At 69.3% G+C, this 16,754-nt stretch carries 17 protein-coding genes; 9 read left to right on the top strand and 8 right to left on the bottom strand.

Going from position 1 to position 16,754, the window contains the following annotated elements:
* Window positions 1–57: 57 nt before the first annotated feature.
* Window positions 58–606: a hypothetical protein gene (locus ACQ3HB_RS00590; RefSeq protein WP_430916786.1), complete on the top strand. Its 549-nt coding sequence runs from the start codon at window positions 58–60 to the stop codon at window positions 604–606.
* A gap of 233 nt (window positions 607–839) precedes the next feature.
* Here ACQ3HB_RS00590 and ACQ3HB_RS00585 read toward each other — a convergent pair whose 3' ends face one another.
* Window positions 840–1,571, bottom strand: coding sequence for an MBL fold metallo-hydrolase (locus ACQ3HB_RS00585; protein WP_430916785.1), 732 nt, complete (start codon window positions 1,569–1,571; stop codon window positions 840–842).
* A 105-nt stretch (window positions 1,572–1,676) separates the two neighbouring features.
* Between ACQ3HB_RS00585 and ACQ3HB_RS00580 the strand changes: the two genes are divergently transcribed.
* Window positions 1,677–2,186 (top strand): GNAT family N-acetyltransferase, encoded by a 510-nt coding sequence (locus ACQ3HB_RS00580; RefSeq protein ID WP_430916784.1) that lies wholly within the window; start codon window positions 1,677–1,679, stop codon window positions 2,184–2,186.
* A 109-nt stretch (window positions 2,187–2,295) separates the two neighbouring features.
* On the top strand, window positions 2,296–3,195 hold the full coding sequence (locus ACQ3HB_RS00575; RefSeq protein ID WP_430916783.1) for an alpha/beta hydrolase: 900 nt from the start codon (window positions 2,296–2,298) through the stop codon (window positions 3,193–3,195).
* A 12-nt stretch (window positions 3,196–3,207) separates the two neighbouring features.
* On the opposite strand, the gene ACQ3HB_RS00570 is transcribed toward ACQ3HB_RS00575, so the two are convergent.
* Window positions 3,208–3,588: an SdpI family protein gene (locus tag ACQ3HB_RS00570; RefSeq protein ID WP_430916781.1), complete on the bottom strand. Its 381-nt coding sequence runs from the start codon at window positions 3,586–3,588 to the stop codon at window positions 3,208–3,210.
* Between the two features lie 600 nt (window positions 3,589–4,188).
* A complete protein-coding gene (locus tag ACQ3HB_RS00565) occupies window positions 4,189–4,536 on the bottom strand; it encodes an SdpI family protein (RefSeq protein ID WP_430916779.1) in 348 nt (115 codons plus the stop codon).
* 124 nt (window positions 4,537–4,660) lie between these two features.
* Between ACQ3HB_RS00565 and ACQ3HB_RS00560 the strand changes: the two genes are divergently transcribed.
* Window positions 4,661–5,302, top strand: coding sequence for a DUF1648 domain-containing protein (locus tag ACQ3HB_RS00560; RefSeq protein ID WP_430916777.1), 642 nt, complete (start codon window positions 4,661–4,663; stop codon window positions 5,300–5,302).
* A 97-nt stretch (window positions 5,303–5,399) separates the two neighbouring features.
* On the opposite strand, the gene ACQ3HB_RS00555 is transcribed toward ACQ3HB_RS00560, so the two are convergent.
* Entirely contained in the window at window positions 5,400–6,137 is a 738-nt protein-coding gene (locus ACQ3HB_RS00555; protein WP_430916775.1) for a GNAT family N-acetyltransferase, read from the bottom strand.
* 180 nt (window positions 6,138–6,317) lie between these two features.
* Here ACQ3HB_RS00555 and ACQ3HB_RS00550 point away from each other — a divergent pair, with 180 nt between their 5' ends.
* Both ACQ3HB_RS00550 and ACQ3HB_RS00545 read left to right on the top strand, forming a co-directional pair.
* Window positions 6,318–7,022: a response regulator transcription factor gene (locus ACQ3HB_RS00550; RefSeq protein WP_430917742.1), complete on the top strand. Its 705-nt coding sequence runs from the start codon at window positions 6,318–6,320 to the stop codon at window positions 7,020–7,022.
* The gene (locus tag ACQ3HB_RS00545; RefSeq protein WP_430916774.1) at window positions 7,019–8,791 is read left to right on the top strand and encodes a sensor histidine kinase; all 1,773 of its coding nucleotides are present in this window, start codon (window positions 7,019–7,021) and stop codon (window positions 8,789–8,791) included. The genes ACQ3HB_RS00550 and ACQ3HB_RS00545 overlap by 4 nt, the downstream gene beginning before the upstream one ends.
* A gap of 188 nt (window positions 8,792–8,979) precedes the next feature.
* Here the strand turns inward: ACQ3HB_RS00545 and ACQ3HB_RS00540 are convergent, their stop codons facing one another.
* Window positions 8,980–9,492 (bottom strand): hypothetical protein, encoded by a 513-nt coding sequence (locus ACQ3HB_RS00540; protein WP_430916772.1) that lies wholly within the window; start codon window positions 9,490–9,492, stop codon window positions 8,980–8,982.
* Window positions 9,493–9,781: 289 nt separating this feature from the next.
* A complete protein-coding gene (locus ACQ3HB_RS00535; protein ID WP_430916771.1) occupies window positions 9,782–11,275 on the bottom strand; it encodes an FAD-dependent oxidoreductase in 1,494 nt (497 codons plus the stop codon).
* A 160-nt stretch (window positions 11,276–11,435) separates the two neighbouring features.
* Here ACQ3HB_RS00535 and ACQ3HB_RS00530 point away from each other — a divergent pair, with 160 nt between their 5' ends.
* A complete protein-coding gene (locus ACQ3HB_RS00530; protein WP_430916770.1) occupies window positions 11,436–12,641 on the top strand; it encodes an alpha/beta fold hydrolase in 1,206 nt (401 codons plus the stop codon).
* A gap of 60 nt (window positions 12,642–12,701) precedes the next feature.
* Here ACQ3HB_RS00530 and ACQ3HB_RS00525 read toward each other — a convergent pair whose 3' ends face one another.
* Both ACQ3HB_RS00525 and ACQ3HB_RS00520 read right to left on the bottom strand, forming a co-directional pair.
* The gene (locus ACQ3HB_RS00525) at window positions 12,702–13,415 is read right to left on the bottom strand and encodes a ComEA family DNA-binding protein (protein WP_430916768.1); all 714 of its coding nucleotides are present in this window, start codon (window positions 13,413–13,415) and stop codon (window positions 12,702–12,704) included.
* Complete coding sequence (locus tag ACQ3HB_RS00520) at window positions 13,412–13,900, bottom strand: acetyltransferase (RefSeq protein WP_430916766.1); 489 nt, start codon at window positions 13,898–13,900, stop codon at window positions 13,412–13,414. The genes ACQ3HB_RS00525 and ACQ3HB_RS00520 overlap by 4 nt, the downstream gene beginning before the upstream one ends.
* Before the next feature lie 110 nt (window positions 13,901–14,010).
* Between ACQ3HB_RS00520 and ACQ3HB_RS00515 the strand changes: the two genes are divergently transcribed.
* Together ACQ3HB_RS00515 and ACQ3HB_RS00510 are read left to right on the top strand one after the other, a co-directional pair.
* Entirely contained in the window at window positions 14,011–15,969 is a 1,959-nt protein-coding gene (locus tag ACQ3HB_RS00515; RefSeq protein WP_430916764.1) for an MSCRAMM family protein, read from the top strand.
* Between the two features lie 98 nt (window positions 15,970–16,067).
* Window positions 16,068–16,730, top strand: coding sequence for an HAD family hydrolase (locus tag ACQ3HB_RS00510; protein ID WP_430916762.1), 663 nt, complete (start codon window positions 16,068–16,070; stop codon window positions 16,728–16,730).
* Window positions 16,731–16,754: the final 24 nt, after the last annotated feature.

Below are 16,754 nucleotides of genomic sequence, written 5' to 3'. Positions count from 1 at the left end.
AGACAGAAATCGGTTGCTCACCCGGGTTCTGCCATGAATCCCGCCATACTGGAGCGCATGAGTACTTCGGGTCGTTCGGCCATCGCTTCCGATGGTGCCGGAAACCTGAGAGATGACCGCCCCTCCGCGGTGCGGTCCTTCGTCACCGACGGCGTCCTGTATCTGAGCGGATCCCTCGTCGTCGTGGCCTCGGGGGTTGTGGTCGTCGCCTTCGGTTCCGCCTTCGCCGGCGCGAACCTGTTCGGACTCGATCTTTTGTGGATGCTCGCAGTGTGGGCCGCGTCGGTCTTGCCGTTTGCCGCGGTCCTGCACCCGTTGCTCTGGTGGTTCACCCGTCGGGGATGGTCCCGTGGCCACCTCATCGCCGTCACGCCGCTGCTCACCTTGGCGGTCGCCATCGTTCTCGCCATCGCGGTGCCGCTCTTCTTCCCGAGCGACTCCGGCGATTTCGGGCTCACGATGCTGGTGGCCGCGTTCCCAGCCATGTGCGCGACCACGATCATCACCGCAGTCGTGATCGTGTTCGGTCGCAGGCATCCGCGGACGCTGCTCGCCGCCGGTGCGGTGCTCGCGATCCTCGCCGTCGTCGGATGGTTCGTGCGCTGAGGCTCGTCCAGGCCGCCCCTGCTGCGCTTTCGGTTCGAGCGCGGGTCTGTGCCGCGAGCGCGGGTGCGGTCAGACCCGCGCTCACGGCTGCAACCTGCGCGTACGCGAGCGCTTCGCGCTACGCACTCACCAACGCTCGATCCCCGCGCTCGGAGGACAGGGGCGACGGGCATCGCGTGCTGACATCCGGAGAGCGGACTCGCGCACCTCCATATGCCGTTGTCGGAATAGGGCTAGAGCTCCTTTGCTGCGAACGGGTCGCTCGCCTGCGCGATCCTCGTCGCAGCATCGCTCAGCACCGCCTCACCGTGGCCGAATCCCGCTCGGCCAGCGCCAGTCGCAGCGAGCTTGGCGGCCGCCTGCCACACCAGGGACCGGTCCGTGTTGAAGACGCCGAGGATCACGTCTCCATGGAACTCGGCGATGGTGTCGCCCGTGAGCAGCAGGTCCACTGCCGGCAGGTGCAGGGCGATGCTTCCAGGCGTGTGCCCGGGGACGTGCAGCACGTGCGCCCCGCCCGCGAAGTCGATCACGTCACCATCGGTGAGCTCGACATCGACCCGGCAGGCAGCGGCACGTGGGGCGACGGTCGGCTCCGGGTGGATCGCCCGCTCGCCGTCCGTGTAGTGGGGGAGCGGCCCATCGACCTCGCCGCGAACGCTGGCCGCATCGGCAGCACCTGCCAGCACGATCGCGCCGGACCAAGCGGCGATCTCGGCGGCCGCACCGGCGTGGTCCTCGTGGAAATGGCTGAGGATGATGCGATCCACATCGTCTCGTGAGCGGCCGAGCGTGAGCAGCGCCGCTTCGATCACAGGAGCACTGTCGGCCCATCCCGTGTCGAACAGGGTCACGCCGGCCGGCCCCACCCAGAGATAGCTGTTGAGCAGGTGCGCCCCGCCGCCCGGGATGCGCAGACGGTGCAGATTCGGGGCGATCTCGAGGAGGTCGGGGCTCAGGTCCATGCCTTCACGCTACGGTTCCGGGATCGGTCGTGACGGCGATTTCGCAGACCGCAGAATCGCGACGGCCGGCACGCACGGGCGAGCGCAGCGACTTAGGCTTGCAGCATGGCAACGATCATCCGCCCGGCCGACGACACCGACGTCCCGCACGTCGAAGCGATCGAGACGGAGGCGGACTCGCTCCTCATCGACCGGTTCGCCGCGACGGACTGGCCGCCCGCCGCATCGGGCGAGGAGCGTGCCGAGATGCCCGGGTTCCTTCTGGTCGCAGCGGAGTCCGACGGCGGCCCGGCGATCGGTTTCGTCCACGTGCTCGAACTCGACGGGCTGGCTCATCTCGAACAGCTCGCCGTGCTCCCCGCGCATGGCCGGAAGGGCCACGGTCGTGCTCTCGTGGCAGCGGCGATGGCGGAAGCGCGCGATCGCGGGTACGCCTCGATCACCCTCCGCACCTACGCCGACGTCCCGTGGAACGCCTCGTTCTATCGGAGCTGCGGGTTCGTCGAGACGGAGCCGGACACGGACTTCCATCGTCAACTCGTCCAGGTCGAGGACGACCTGCGGTTGGACGAGTACGGTCCGCGCGTCCAGATGACGGCGCCGCTGTCCGCGTGATGTCGGCGGCTGCCGAAGAAACTTGGCGGTGACTTCTGCTGCGGCGACGGTACGGACGGAACCAACCGCAGCGATGCGATCACGCCGCGTGAAGCCGTAGTCTGGCCCGATGGCACGCCCGGCAGTCACCGCGACCGACGACTCGATCGCGGGTCCGCACGGCCCCGTGCCCATCCGCCGGTACACGCCCCCGGTGGGTACCCCGTCTGCCTCCTCTGCACCGATCGTCTGGGTGCACGGCGGCGGGTTCTTCGCCGGAGGGCTCGACCTCCTCGAATCCGATGCCGTCGCCCGCGCGCTCGCCGCCGACGGTTTCTCCGTCGTCACCATCGCGTATCGACTCGTTCCGCCGCCCGGCCTGGTGGCGTCCGGTCGTCGGACGCGAGCGTCATCGGCAACGGCGTCAGCGGGAGTGGCCCGATCGGCGGGAGGGGCACGGTCGACGGCTGCGGTCCGGTATCCGATCCCGCTCGATGACGTCGTCGCCGTCGTTCGCCAGGTCCAGAGCGAACACCCCGGCGGCGTGATCCTCGGCGGTGCGAGCGCGGGCGCGTGCCTGTCCGCCGCGACCGTCCTCCGCCTCGCCGCGATGGGTGACGGCCAGCCCGTGCGAGGCGTCTTCTTCGCCTACGGCCTGTTCCATGCGGTCTTCCCGGCCCCGCCGGCCGGCCTCGTTCGGCCCACCGGCCGTCGTCGATACACGCATGCGCCGCGGCTCCTCAACCTCATGACGCGCAACTACGCGGGCACCCCGGAGGCGATGTCGGACCCGTTCGCATTCCCGGGCGGCCATCCCGTCGGCGAGTTCCCACGGACGCTCATGCTCGACGCCGACCGCGATTCGATCCGCGCCTCGAGCGACCAGTTCGCACGCGAGCTCGAGGCGGCCGGAGTCGAGCTCGACTACCATCTGCTCCCCGGAACGCAGCACGCGTTCCTCAACCGTCCGAGCGACCCCGCGTTCGCAACGGGTGTCCGCTTGATCGCCGACTGGGCCGGCGCCCTCTGACGGTGACCATCGTCATCGGCCGGTCTGCTCCGTGCCGTCGGCAGCTCCGTCCGGTTCGGCTGCGAATGGGCGAGCCGCGCTCGTCGCCCGCCAGCCGCTCCACGCCGCACACACCGTGAGGATGATGAACGACGCGACGAACACCGCCATCCGGCCTTCCTCCGTCACGACGAACGACACGAGCGCAGCCCCGACGATCGTCGCCGCGCCACCAACGATCGATGAAGGGATCGCCGCCCGATGCCCTTCCTCCCATGCGCGCTCCGACGCCATCACCGCAGGCAGGCGGACGCCGAGGACGTTGTTGCGCGCCAGCACGCCACGGCTGGCCGCGACGGGCGTCACGATGATGAGCAGCCCCGCCAGCACGAGGATGATCTGAGCGAGGAGCATGGCGGACCTTTCGGCGGCAGTGGCAGTGGCAGGTGATGGGCGGTGGAGGAGTGGCGGTGGGGGAGCGATGGTCGGGAGTGACGGCGACGAATGAGCGCGGCGATTGAGGGGCGCTCGATCGTCCGAGTCAATCACGACACCGGTGACTCTCGCTCGCAGGTGACGCATCGTCCCCGTCGAGATGCTGCCACCAGCGCCACTTCGTTCGGGCACATTTCGAGTTGGTGACGGCGAGGAGCGCGATCGACCCGAGCATCAACACTCCCCACCCGACGGTGAACCACGAATGCACCTCGGCGTGCAGCATTGGATGGGTCAGATAGGTCGCGAACGCGACTGCCGAGAAGGTGCCGAGACCGATTGGGAGGACGAGACGGATCCAGATCTCGTTCGCTCGCGCAAGCACATGCAGCGTGCCCATGCCGCTCTTCCCGCTCTTCCCCATGCCTCACGGTACGTCGCGGTCCACCTGCTCGCCACTGCTTGCGCTCTGACGCCGCACGAGAGAAGGAGAACCGCACGAGAGAAGGATCGCTTCACGCGAAGCGTCCTTCTTTCGTGCGGTTCTCCTCGTGCGGTGCGCGCCGTCAGCCGGTGCCCTCAGCCCACGTCGGCAGCGACCCGTTTCGCCGCGACGACCGCCTGCCGTGTGCCCCACAGCATGGTCCCCGTGAGCACGATGCACGACGTCAGGATGACGAGGCGCTGTGCGCCCACTTCGGGGATCGCGAACGAGGCGAGAGCCGCCACGAGCAGTGCGCAGCCGCCGACCATCGATGACCGAATCGCCGCACGATGCCCTTCCCGCCAGGTGTCTTCCGATGCCAGAACGGCAGGGACACGGAACCCGATGATCCGGTTCATCGGAAGGATTCCACGCGCTGCGGCGATGGGCGTGAAGGCGATCGTGACCGCGCCGATCAGGAGCAGGACTTGGGCGAGCAGCACGGCGGTCTCCTTCGAACGACATCGATGTGGAACACACAAGCACAGGCGGTGTGATGGCGGCGTAAGGACCCGCAGCCGTCAGGTGGTGCGTATATGCGGTGGCCGATCTTGTTAGGTTCGATGGATGGGGAACAACTGGGGAACCGGGCAGAATCCGATGAATCCGGGCGGTGCTTCCGCAGCGACCGGCGATGGCGGGGCAGGTCTCGATCCGAACGCGGCGAGCGAGCCGGCGGTCCCTCGCCCGCGTCGCTGGCCGTTCCTGGTCGGACTCGCGATCATGATCGCGACCCTCGTCACCGGCGTGCTCCTCTACCCATCCGTTCCCGACCCGATGCCGGTGCACTTCGACGCCGCCTTCCAGCCAGATCGCTGGGCGCCGAGGTCGTTCGTGCTCTTCCTCACGCCCGCGGTCGTCGGCACGGTCGTCCTCGTCGTGCTCTGGATCGCCGCCGCTGCGATCCCGCTCACCGCTCGCGCAGGCGTGAGGGGCGCGTCATCGACCATGAGCAGCACGTCGACGACGCAGCTCTCCCCGCGACCCCGCCCGACCATGCAGGCGCTCGTCGAGACCATCCGGATGATGGAGCACTTGGCGATCGCGACGTCGCTCCTCCTCGGGATCAGTGCTGTCGCGACATGGATCGACGTGCCTGCGTGGGTGTCCCCGTGGCTGCTCCCGGTGATGCTGATCGCGTACCTGGGGCTCATCGCGATCGAGTCGCTGCGCGTCGTTCGGGCGCAACGGTTCGACATGGCCCCCTGAGCGCCCGCGCGAGAGAAGGAGAACCGCGGGAGAGAAGGACGAATGCACGCGTAACGTCCTTCTCTCGAGCGGTTCTCCTCGTGCCGTGCGAGCAGCCCTACGAGGCCCGACGCTCCAGATGCTTGAGCTCGACACGCCCCGCTCCCACTCGCCCCGCCGCCGTCACCCCGAGCACGATGCTGCTCGAGTGCCTCGCCGCCGCCCGCTCCGTCCCGACGCCCTCCTCGAAGCCGAGCCGCGCGGCGAGCGCCAGCGATCGTACGTTCTCCGGATGCACGACGGCGTGCACGATCGTCGCACCCACCACATCGAACAACTGATCGAGGAGCGCCGATGCAGCCTCAGCCGCGTACCCGCGGCCGCTGAACGCGGGGTCGAACACCCATCCGATCTCCGCCGACCGCCGTGCCGGATGGACGTCGCGCAGGTGTGCTGACACGTCGCCGATGAGTCGCCCGTCCAACTCGACGGCGAGTGCCAGGAAGTCGTCGGCCTGCGACAACCGCGTGTGCCTGGTCCGATGGGCGAGGTGCTCGAACGACTCCGCCCGTGTCCGCACCGGCCACGGCAAGTATTCGACGACCGACGGGTCGGACTGGATCACGTACCACTGGCGCGCATCGGTCAAGCGGTGCGGTCGCAGCGTCAGCCGCGGGGTGCTGATCGATGGCGCGTCGAACGGTTCCCCCAACCGCTCACCGCTCGCGCGCCGCCGTCTGACGAGCGCCCGCAGCGCGGCCATGGCGAGGATCGAACGGCCGGAACGACCTGGACCACCCGAACTGCCGGGGCGGGCGGAACCATCAGGATGGGGGATCGGCCTCGTGGGGGACATGCCGGAACCGTAGGCCGCGAGCTCATGGACCCGACATGCAAACATATGAGACCGGCATGAATCGTCGCCCCACCTGGTCTGACCGCGCCCACCAACGGATAATGAAGGATGCCTTCGTCCACCCCCGAACACCTCGTGGACTCCGGACGACGCCGCGCGGTGCTCGCGAAGCTGCCCAGGATGTACCGCTCGGACGGTTCGCCGATCCGTGTCCTCCTGGTCGACGACGAGTCCGTGCTCACCGATCTGGTGTCGCTCGCCCTCGGCTATGAGGGCTGGGTCATCGATGTCGCCCGCACCGGTCGTGATGCGCTTCAGCTCTACCGCAACGAACGGCCGGACGTGGTCGTCCTCGACATCATGCTCCCCGACATCGACGGGCTCGACGTCCTCCGCCAGCTGCGTCAGTTCGGAAACACGACGCCGACCCTGTTCCTCACGGCGCGGGACTCGGTCGACGATCGCATCATCGGCCTGACCGCCGGCGGCGACGATTACATGACGAAGCCCTTCAGCCTGGAGGAGCTCGTCGCCAGGCTGCGCGGCCTCCTCCGCCGCGCCGCCCACACCGTGTCCGAGGAGGACTCCCGACTCACGGTCGGCGACCTCTTCCTCGACGAGAGCAGCTACGAGGTCCGTCGCGGCGGCGATCCGATCACGCTCACGACGACCGAGTTCGAGCTCCTGCGATTCTTCATGCACAATCCGCGTCGCGTCCTCAGCCGCGCGCAGATTCTCGATCGCGTCTGGAACTACGACTTCGCCGGGAAGGCGAGCATCGTCGACCTCTATGTCTCCTACCTGCGCCGCAAGATCGACGCCGATCGCGCACCGATGATCCACACGGTCCGTGGCGTCGGGTACGTGCTCAGGGCCGTCGAATGACACCCGATGCGATGCCGCCGGGCGGCGATTCCGCTGACGATGCGCGGGCGCATCGGACGGTCGGAGAACCAGCGCCCGCGACCCAGACACCCGGCACGGCGACCACGGGCACGCTGACCACGGCGCAGCCGACTCGCCGTCGCCGCCCGTGGTCGCTCCGCCGACGGCTCGTCGCCAGCATCGGCGGTCTCGTCGCGGTCGTCCTGGTGCTCGTCGGCGTCGTCAGCATCGTCACGCTTAACGCTTCGATCACCGCCGTCGTGGACACCCAGTTGTCTGGCTCGCTGTCCGCCCTCGACCACTCCGTGGCGAAGTACCGCGCCGGTGGACGTCCAGTTCCGACCGGCAGCACGCCGAGCCCGACCGATCCCGCGACGCCGGGCAGCAGCGTGCCGACGCCGACGACCGTGCCCGCACCAACATCCACGGCGACCCCCACGCCCGGGAGCACCCAGGGCCCCAACGGGCCGATCGATCCGCGGAAGGGCTTCAGCAAGAAACTCATCGACTTCGTCGGGCACGGACGCGGCACGATCATCGCGCTCGTCGAGGAGGGCGTCGTCGTCGACTCCGCGCTGTTCTCGAACGCCGATGCCGTCGCCCTCAGCCCCGAGGTCATTGCGCAGATCGAGGCCGCCGTGTCGGCGCCGGGCGAACGGCAGAGCATCGAGCTGTCCGGTCTGGGTGGGTACCGCGTGGCGATGCAGGAGAAGCCGAACGGGGAGGTCCTCGTCGCGGGAGTCTCACTCGCGACGGCCCGGGCTGCCGTCCTGCAGGAGACGATCGTCATCGCGATCCTCGCCGCGCTCGCTCTCGCGGTCACGATCGCCGGCACCATCGTCGTCGTCCGGTTGGCGCTCCGGCCGCTCGATCGGGTCGTCGCGACGGCCGTGGAGGTGTCGACCCTGCCGCTCGACAAGGGCGACACGGGCATCGCGATGCGCATCCATGAGCCGGATCGCGATCCGCGCACCGAGATCGGCAAGGTCGGTGAGGCGTTGAATCGGCTCCTCGAACACGTCGATGCGGCGCTCGCGGTCCGTGCCGCGACGGACAAGCGCATGCGCCGATTCGTCACCGACGCGAGCCACGAACTCCGTACGCCGCTCGCCGCCATCCAGGGCTATGCGGAACTCACCCGGCAAGACAGCGCGCAACTGCCGCCGATGACGGAGCACGCGCTCGCCCGCATCGAGTCGGAGGCTACTCGGATGAGTTCGCTCGTGAGCGAGCTGCTCCTCCTCGCCCGGCTGGACGAGGGCCAGGACCTCCACCTCGACGACGTCGACCTGAGCGATCTCGTGGAGACGGCCGTGAGCGATGCGCGCGCCTCGGCGCCGTCGCACACGTGGATCGCGGACGTCCCCGACTCCGCCGTCATCGTTCGGGCAGACCGTGAGCGCCTCCACCAGCTGGTCGTGAACCTCCTGTCGAACGCGTCCGTGCACACGCCGGCCGGTAGCTCCGTCACCGCGACGCTCCGGACGGCGGGCATCGGTCAGTGCCCCGACGAGGCGTTCGCCGACGGGGTCACCGCGACCGTCCGCCTGACGATCGTGGACGACGGCCCTGGCATCCCGTCGGAACTCCTCCCGGAACTGTTCGAGCGATTCGCGCGCGGCGACGCCTCCCGCGGGCGCACCGCGGGGAGCACCGGTCTGGGACTGGCGATCGCGCTGTCGATCGTCGAGGCGCACCACGGCACGCTCGACGTCGCATCGACGCCTGACGGCACGACCTTCACCGTCACGCTGCCCATTCGCGGCTGAACGGAACCGCGCGGCAGCATCGCGTCGCCGTCTCTTCGCCCCAGCTGCTTCGCACCCAGCTGCGTCGCCCCCAGCTGCTTCGCACTCGCGTCCGGACACACGAGAACGCCGGCCCCGGAAGGTTCCGGGGCCGGCGTTCTCGTGCTGCGATCGGGAAGTGGCTGAGTCGTTAGAAGGTGGCCGAGTCGTTAGAAGACGGAGCCGGAGATCGCCGCGAGGCCGAAGAGGGCGACCGCGCCGACACCGAACAGGATCGCGCCGAGGAGCATCACGCCGGAGATGATGACGGCGGTGAGGGCGAAGGCCTTCGAGCGCGGCTTGCGGGCGAGGGCGATGATACCGAGCACGAGCGATGCGATCGGCAGGAGCACGAACGACGGGGTGATGACCGCGGCAACGGCGAGGACGAAGCCGATGATGCCGAGCGTCTGCGTCGTGTTGTCGCGGTCGGCTGCGGTGCGAGGCGTCTTGCTCGGTGCGGCCGGCTGGCTGTACGGGTTGTACGTGCTGTTGCCGTACGCCGGGTGGTCGAAGTGCTGCGGGTGGATCACCTGGGTGGTCTGGTCGGAGGTGATCGCTCCGGTGTCGGCGCCCGTGGTCGTCGGTTCGAGGACGTCCGTCGCGGTGCCGGTGGCTGCGGTGACGGTCCCTTCGGCGACGATCGAGCTGGAGGAGGTCTCGGGGGTGTTCTGGGCGGACATGGTGTGTTCCTTTCTCCGTTTGTGGCGGAGCTCGTTGATGTGCTTCAAGCCTCGCCGTTCGCGCCTCCTTATGAATCGACTCACGGAGTTATCTCGTGTAGCACCACGGGACGATGTTTCCCCTGGTGGTGTGGTCCTTCCCGGCAGCGGCTCGGCATCGGATCCCTCGCACTGTTCACAACTCAGGACGGCTGCGGCGAGTCGGCGCCGACACGCCGCCGGCCGGGCGCGACACGCCGGAGCGCTCCTGAGTTGTGAACCACCACGGGCGTTCGGGACGGGCGGCGGGTCAGCCCCGCCGGGGGAGGCCGCTGGTGGCGGGGCCCTCGAGCAGCTTGCCGTCGGCCGTGAAACGCGACCCGTGCGCCGGACAATCCCAGCTGCGCTCCTGGTCGTTCCACGAGACGACGGCGCCCAGATGCGGGCAGACGCCGGACACTCGACAGGTGACGCCGTCGACCGTCGACACCGCCGTCGGTCGGAACCCGACCCGCCCGACCGTGCCCCAGCCCTCGCGGGGAGGCGTCGGCTTGAGCGGACGACCGAGGGCCCTGGTGTAGCCCGTCGCGTAATGCTTCGCGACCGCGGCATTCATCCCCACGCCGCGAGCGATCGCCATCGGGAGCGTGAAGCGATGGTGGAGGGTCGCTGCCCAGTCCGGGAGGCCTGTGTCGAGGATCTGCGCCGCGAGGGTGATCGCGCACTGGACGCCGTTCGTCATTCCCCACTTGTCGTAGCCGGTCGCGATCGAGATGCGCCCACGACCGCGCGGCAGCAGCCCGACGAACGGCACTCCGTGCGGCGTCTCGTAGTCCTGCGCGCTCCACACGTGCGTCCGTTCCGCGCCCGCCCAGTACCGCTTCGTCCACGTCGTCAGCTCCGCGACCCGTGCCGCAGGCGACGGTTCACGACCGACCCCGTGACCGTTGCCTCCGACGAGCAGTTGCACGCCGTCCGCGGTCTGCGCGGTGCGAATGGAACGGGACGGCGCGTCGACGCTCAGGTACTGGTGCGGTGGCAGCTGGTCGGTCACGGTGAAGCTGGCGGCGTAGGAGCGATGCGCGCTCAGCTTCGCGAAGTAGAGCCCGCGGTCGAGGACGGGCGTTCCCGTCGCGAGGACGAGGTGGTCGCACTCGAAGCCGCCGGCCGTCGTGGAGACCTCCACAGGTTTCGTCGCACGGGCCCCCGTCACCCGGACGCCCTCGATGATCCGACCGCCGAGTCCCCGGAACTCCGCCGCGAGAGCCGCGAGGACGATCATCGGATCGAATTGCGCCTGGTCGGGGAGGACGACGGCCGCCGTGGTCCGGAAGGGCAGGTCGACGTCGTTCGCCGATGCGACGGGCAGACCGCTTAACCGAGCGACGGCCAGTTCTCGGCGGATCGTCTCCACCCCCGCGTGCGTGGTCGAGTAGCTCACGGCATCGACTCGCTCCACGGGCACGTCGTTCTGGTCCGCGAAATCGAGCATCCATCGCTGGCCGGCGAGGTTCGCATCGACGTACGCCTGCACGACGGCCTGGTACGTGCGTCGTTTGATCCGCTGCAGGTGGGCGCCCTGGAGGACGCTCAGCTTCGCGGTCGTATTGCCCGTCGCGACGGCACCGACCTCGCGGGCCTCCAGGACGGCGACCCGATGCCCGGCCCTCGCCAGCAGGAGCGCCGTCACGAGTCCGGTGATGCCTGCGCCGACGACGATCTCGTCGAATCGACGTTCGCTCCCAGGCCCGTCCGGAGCGTCCGTGGGGATGGTGCTGGTGCGATCGAGCCACAACGAGGTCATGCGCATCCTTCCGTCGCCGAACCCTCACGCTAACCGTGTGGTCGCGCCTCTGGCAGACCCTTGACAGCGACGAGCGGCCGATGCGTGGACCGGCGTCCGCGCCGGTGCTAGCGTTCACACATCGGGAGCGCGGACTCCCGCGACACTGGTTGGCAGCACGATGCACAGACGCTTCTTCGCCTTGCAGACGGTCATCGTCGTGATCGCCGTGCTCGCGTGCACGTCGTCGGTCGACCGGCGGATCACGGAGAGCATCATCGAGGAGGCCGGCGATCCGGGATTCATGTCGGTTCCGGAACCGCATGCGGCCGGCGCACCGGGGACGATCTACCGTTCGGAACCGATCGCGAGCATCGGCGACGGGATGCGGGCATGGCGGATCATCTACCACAGCACGGATCTGTTCGGCGCGGACGTCCTCGTCTCGGGGGTCGTCGTCGCGCCGGACGCGCCGACCCCTCCCGGCGGGCGGCCGATCGTCTCGTGGGGACACCCGACGACGGGCGCAGCGGTCCACTGCGCGCCGTCGCTCAGCATCGACCCGTTCGACCTCATCGAGGGCCTCGATGCGCTCGTGGGCGCCGGGTACGTCGTCGCAGCGACCGACTACCCGGGGATGGGGCTGCCGGGTCCGGACGCGTACTTGATCGGTGAGACGGAAGGCAACAGCGTGCTCGATGCGGCACGCGCAGCCCGCGCGTTGCCGGGCACGGGCGCCAACGATCAGCTGCTCCTGTGGGGGCATTCGCAGGGCGGGCAGGCGGCGTTGTTCGCGGCCCAGGACGCTGCGAGCTACGCGCCCGAACTGCATCTCGTCGCCGCGGCCGTCGCCGCACCCGCGGCCGACCTCGCGGCGCTGCTCCGCGACGACATCGGCACCGTCTCCGGCATCACGATCGGCTCCTACGCCTTCTCGGCCTACGCCTCCGTCTATCGGGAGCGGTATCCGGGGCTCTCGCTCGACTCGATCCTGTCGCCGGAGGGGGTGCGGCAGACGGCCGTCCTCGACGAGCTCTGCCTCGTGAGCGGCCACGACGAACTGCACGGGATCGCCGCGAAACTCCTCGGGACCTATGTCGTCAACGATCCGGGGACGACGGAGCCGTGGGCCACGATGCTGCGCGAGAACACGCCGGGTTCGGTCCGCATCCCGGCACCGTTGCTCGTTGCGCAAGGACTCTCCGACACGCTCGTACACCCGACCGCGACCGCCGGATTCGTTCGGACGGAGTGCGCGATCGGCACCGCCGTCGATTCACGCACCTACCCGGACACCGGGCACGGGCTGATCGCGTTGCGGGCAGTGCCGGCCGTGCTCGACTTCTTCAGCGCGGCGTTCGCGGGCACGACGACCTCGACCTGCTGAGACCGATGCATGCTGGGGCAGGTCTGCTGAAGCCGATGCGATTCGAGGCGGACGGGCGGTTCAGGGCGTCGGGCCGGCCTGGCCTGGAGCGGGGAATGGCGCCGGTTGCGGCGCTGGTGCAGCTGCGGGCGCCGTGGTCGGGGTCGGTGATGCGCTCGGAGTCGCAGGGATGACCGAGGGATGCGCGGGCGCCTGCAGCTCGCCGACGATGAAGCGGTCCTGCCCCTCGAGGAACACCTCGGCGGGAAGCTGTGCAGCCGTCAGGAGTTCGTCGACCGATCGGTATCCGCCACGTTGCGCCCGCAACTGGACGAGGTAGTCGCCCCACGCCTGGTCGACGCCGAGGTGCTCCTGGAAGTCCGCGGACGACGCCGTGTTGAGGTCGATGCGCGCGTGCGCCTGCTTTGGGAGCGCAGGCGGCGGCGGCAGGTGCACGGCGTTCTCACGCACGACCGGGATCGCGGGCTGCGGCGCGAATCGGCGCAGCCACTCACGGTTCGCGAGCAGCGAGTGCACGGCGCCGCCGGCCCAGATCCCGATGATCACGAGTCCGCCGAGCGTGTTGGACTCGAACTCCGTGACCATCCATCCGACGGCGATTGCGGCGGCGAGCCACGCTGCCGACGCGATCAACCAGGAACGACGGCGAGCGGCGATCCCCACGTAGAGGAATCCGGCCCACGTGAACATGCCCAGTCCGACGATGCTCGGGATCACCCAGATGCTGCGCAGGAGGGTCCAGCCGAGACCGGTGCGTGGTTCCGTCGAGGTCATGCCTGGTCCTTCTCATCGGGTCGTCGTGCGAGGTGCAGGATCGGGAACGGGTTGCCGTCCGCATCGAGTTCGGAGCGGCCGGTCTGCGCGAAGCCGCGGCGTTCGTAGTAGTCGACGGCGTCGGGGTTCTGCTCGTTCACGTCGACCGTCAGGGCGCCGCGCTCGCGGATCACTCGTTCGAGGAGGGCAGTGCCGATGCCGTTGCGGTGCAGGTCGGGGTCCACGAACAGCATCTCGATGTGGCTGCCGTCGACGCCGATGAATCCCGTCGGCCGGTCCAGCTCGTCGACGGCGACGATCACCTCGACGGCGGGCAGGTACTCGTCTTGGATCTTCGGGAGGAAGCCCGCGATGTCCTGTTCAGAGAGGAACGTATGGGTCGCGCGCACGGCACGCTCCCACACATCGGTGATCGCCGGCCCGTCGGCTTCGACGGCGACCCGCAGCCGGATCGGGGCCGAATCCGTTGGCGTGATGGCGTCCATGCCTCCAGCCTAGCCAGCCGAACGACCGACTGAGCGGGCCGGCGCGACGTACGTCGAAATGTGATGTGCCGGCCCTTGGCCCCCGAGTGGGGATGCTTTAGCCTGACACCATGAGACGTCGGCTCGCCATCACCTCGCTCGCGCTGCTCGCAGCGGCCGCAACCGTCTTCACCGGCGCCATCCCCGCGAGTGCGGCGACGACGGGGACGTGGGCGTCGTGGACCGATCTCGTCGGAACGAGCGGCGCGTTCACCGGATCGATGACCCTCGCCGGGCAGCCCGCACTCACCGCGACGATCAAGACGGATTCGCGCTCGGGCCAGATCGGCGTCATCTCCGGCGCCTCCACGTGGCTCTCGCAGGGCACGCCCGTCGGCGCGAAGTACGGCTCGAGCGTCGGCAAGCCGTACCTGAACCTCCGGCCGAAGGCGGACACGGCCGTCGCCCCGTCGACCACCACCTACTCCTTCGCGACCCCCACGCCTCCGTCGGGCTGGACGTTCGTCCTCGGCGACATCGATGCGGACAAGGTGCAGGTGAAGGCGATCGGCCCGGACGGCATCCCGCTCACCGCTGCGGAGCTCGGCTACCAGAGCTCGTTCAACTACTGCGCTCCCGGTGTCGTGGGCAAGCCCCCCTGCACCGGGGCAGCCGATGACGTGCCGGCGTGGGACCCTGCGACGCAGACGCTCACCGGCAACGCCGCAGCCCTTGACACCTCCGGCGCCGCCGCCTGGTTCGAGCCCTCCACGGAGATCTCCTCGCTCAGCTTCGTCTTCACCCGCCGATCCGGCTTCCCCGTCTATCAGACCTGGTTCGCATCGCTCGCCCGCGACATCAGCGGCGTCGTCAGTGATCAGAACACCGGTCCGCTCGACGGCGTGGACGTCCGCCTCGTCGACCGCAACGGCACGGTCGTCTCCACAACGACCACGGCCGCCGGTGGCGCGTACTCCTTCCCGGGATTCATCGCGACCGACGGGTACATCGTCGAGACGGTCGTCCCCGCCGGCAAGATCGCGGTCGGCGCCTCGCGGGCCCCGGCCGACCTCACGACGGCCGACGCCGTCGTGGACTTCACAGTGCGAGACATCATCCCGGTCCCCGTTTCCGGAACCGTGAAGGACCCCTCGGGCACGCCGATCGCGGGCGCCGTCGTCACGATCCCGGGGCTCGACCCCGTCACGACCGATTCGGCAGGCAACTACCTCTTCGACGCCGTCGCCGTGGGCGATCACGTCGTGACCGTCACACCCCCGCCCGGATACACGACCCCGGTCGACACGCTGCCGTTCACCGTCCCTGTGGACTCGGAGACGCCGATCACCGGCCAGGACTTCACGCTCGTCCCCAACCCGACGCTGTCCGGGACCGTCGTCGCCGGCGGTGCCGGAGTGGCCGGCGTGACCGTCGTGGTGACGGGCTCAGGCGATCCGATCAGCGCCGTCACCGGTTCCGACGGCTCGTACTCGTTCCCCCGTCTGCCCGCCGGCGACTACACGGTCACGGTGCTCACCCCGTCCGGATACGTCATCGTCGGACCGGAGAGTCGCGATGAGACGGTCGCCGCCGCGAACGTCACCGGCGTCGACTTCGAGCTCGGTCAGGAGGGCAGCTTCGGCGGCGTCGTCGTCGCGGGAGACGACCCCGTCCCCGGCGCGACGATCACCGTCAGCACGGATGAGGGACCGACGACGATCACGACCGATCCCGATGGCGGGTACTCGCTCGGCGCGCTCCCCCCTGGCACGTACACACTCACCCTCACCGTTCCCGACGGATACACGGCCGGAGGCCCGCTCGACCGCACGGTCGAGATCGACGGCTCCGGCGCGGCGGTCACGGTCGATCCGTTCATCCTCGTCGCCGACGCGGTCATCCCGACGCCGACCCCCACGCCGACGCCGAGCCCCACCGCGACCGACGTCGCGACGGTCGCCCCGCACGCAGGCCAACTGTCCTCGACCGGTGTGACGCCGATCCTGTGGGTCGCGGGAGGAATCGCCCTCGTCGCCATCCTCGCGGGCGCGGGCATCGTCATCGGCCGTCGGATCCGCAACCGGTCGTAGGCGCGAGGTCTTCGGCCCTCGCATCGACACCGCCTCGACCATCCCCAGCCCACACCCGACGGGTGAGGGGTGGCCGGCGGCCGGTTAGGCTCGGGTGCATGACCGACTACCCCGACCTCGTGATCTTCGACTGCGACGGAACCCTCGTCGACACCGAACGGATCTCGGTCAGGGTCAACCTGCGCCTCCTCCAGGAGGCCGGCAGCGACTACACGGAAGCCGACATCCACGAGCACCTCGTCGGCGCCTCCTATGAGACGTACCTGGCGAAGGTCGAAGCGCACCTCGGACGCCCGCTCGAACCCGACTGGATCGACCGGTGGGGGCAGGAGTTCCGGGACGCGTGCGCGACCGAGCTCGAAGCGGTCGACGGCGTCGCCGAGGCGATCGTCGAGATCCTCGAAGCCGGTTCGCCCATCTGCGTCGCCTCCAACAGTGCGCACGACGACATCAACCGGAACCTCGAGCACACCGACCTGCTCCGCCACTTCGACGGCAAAATCTTCAGCGCGAGCGACGTCGCCGTGGGCAAACCGTCCCCGGAACTGTTCCTGCACGCGGCCGCGTCGTTCGGCATCGATCCCTCGCGCTGCATCGTCATCGAGGACTCGCCCGTCGGCGTCGCCGCTGCACGCGCTGCCGGGATGCGGGTCTACGCGTACGCGGGCGGTGTGATCACGGAGGAACGGCTCGTCGGCCCGGACACCCACGTGTTCCACGACATGCGCGAACTGCCGGAGCTCATCCGCCGCACCTGGTAGTCGAAGGTCGCGAGAGCGGCGGGT

Source organism: Plantibacter lichenum, from assembly GCF_050587525.1.
Taxonomy (GTDB): Bacteria; Actinomycetota; Actinomycetes; order Actinomycetales; family Microbacteriaceae; genus Plantibacter.
This window is presented reverse-complemented; position numbering and strand designations above follow the sequence as displayed.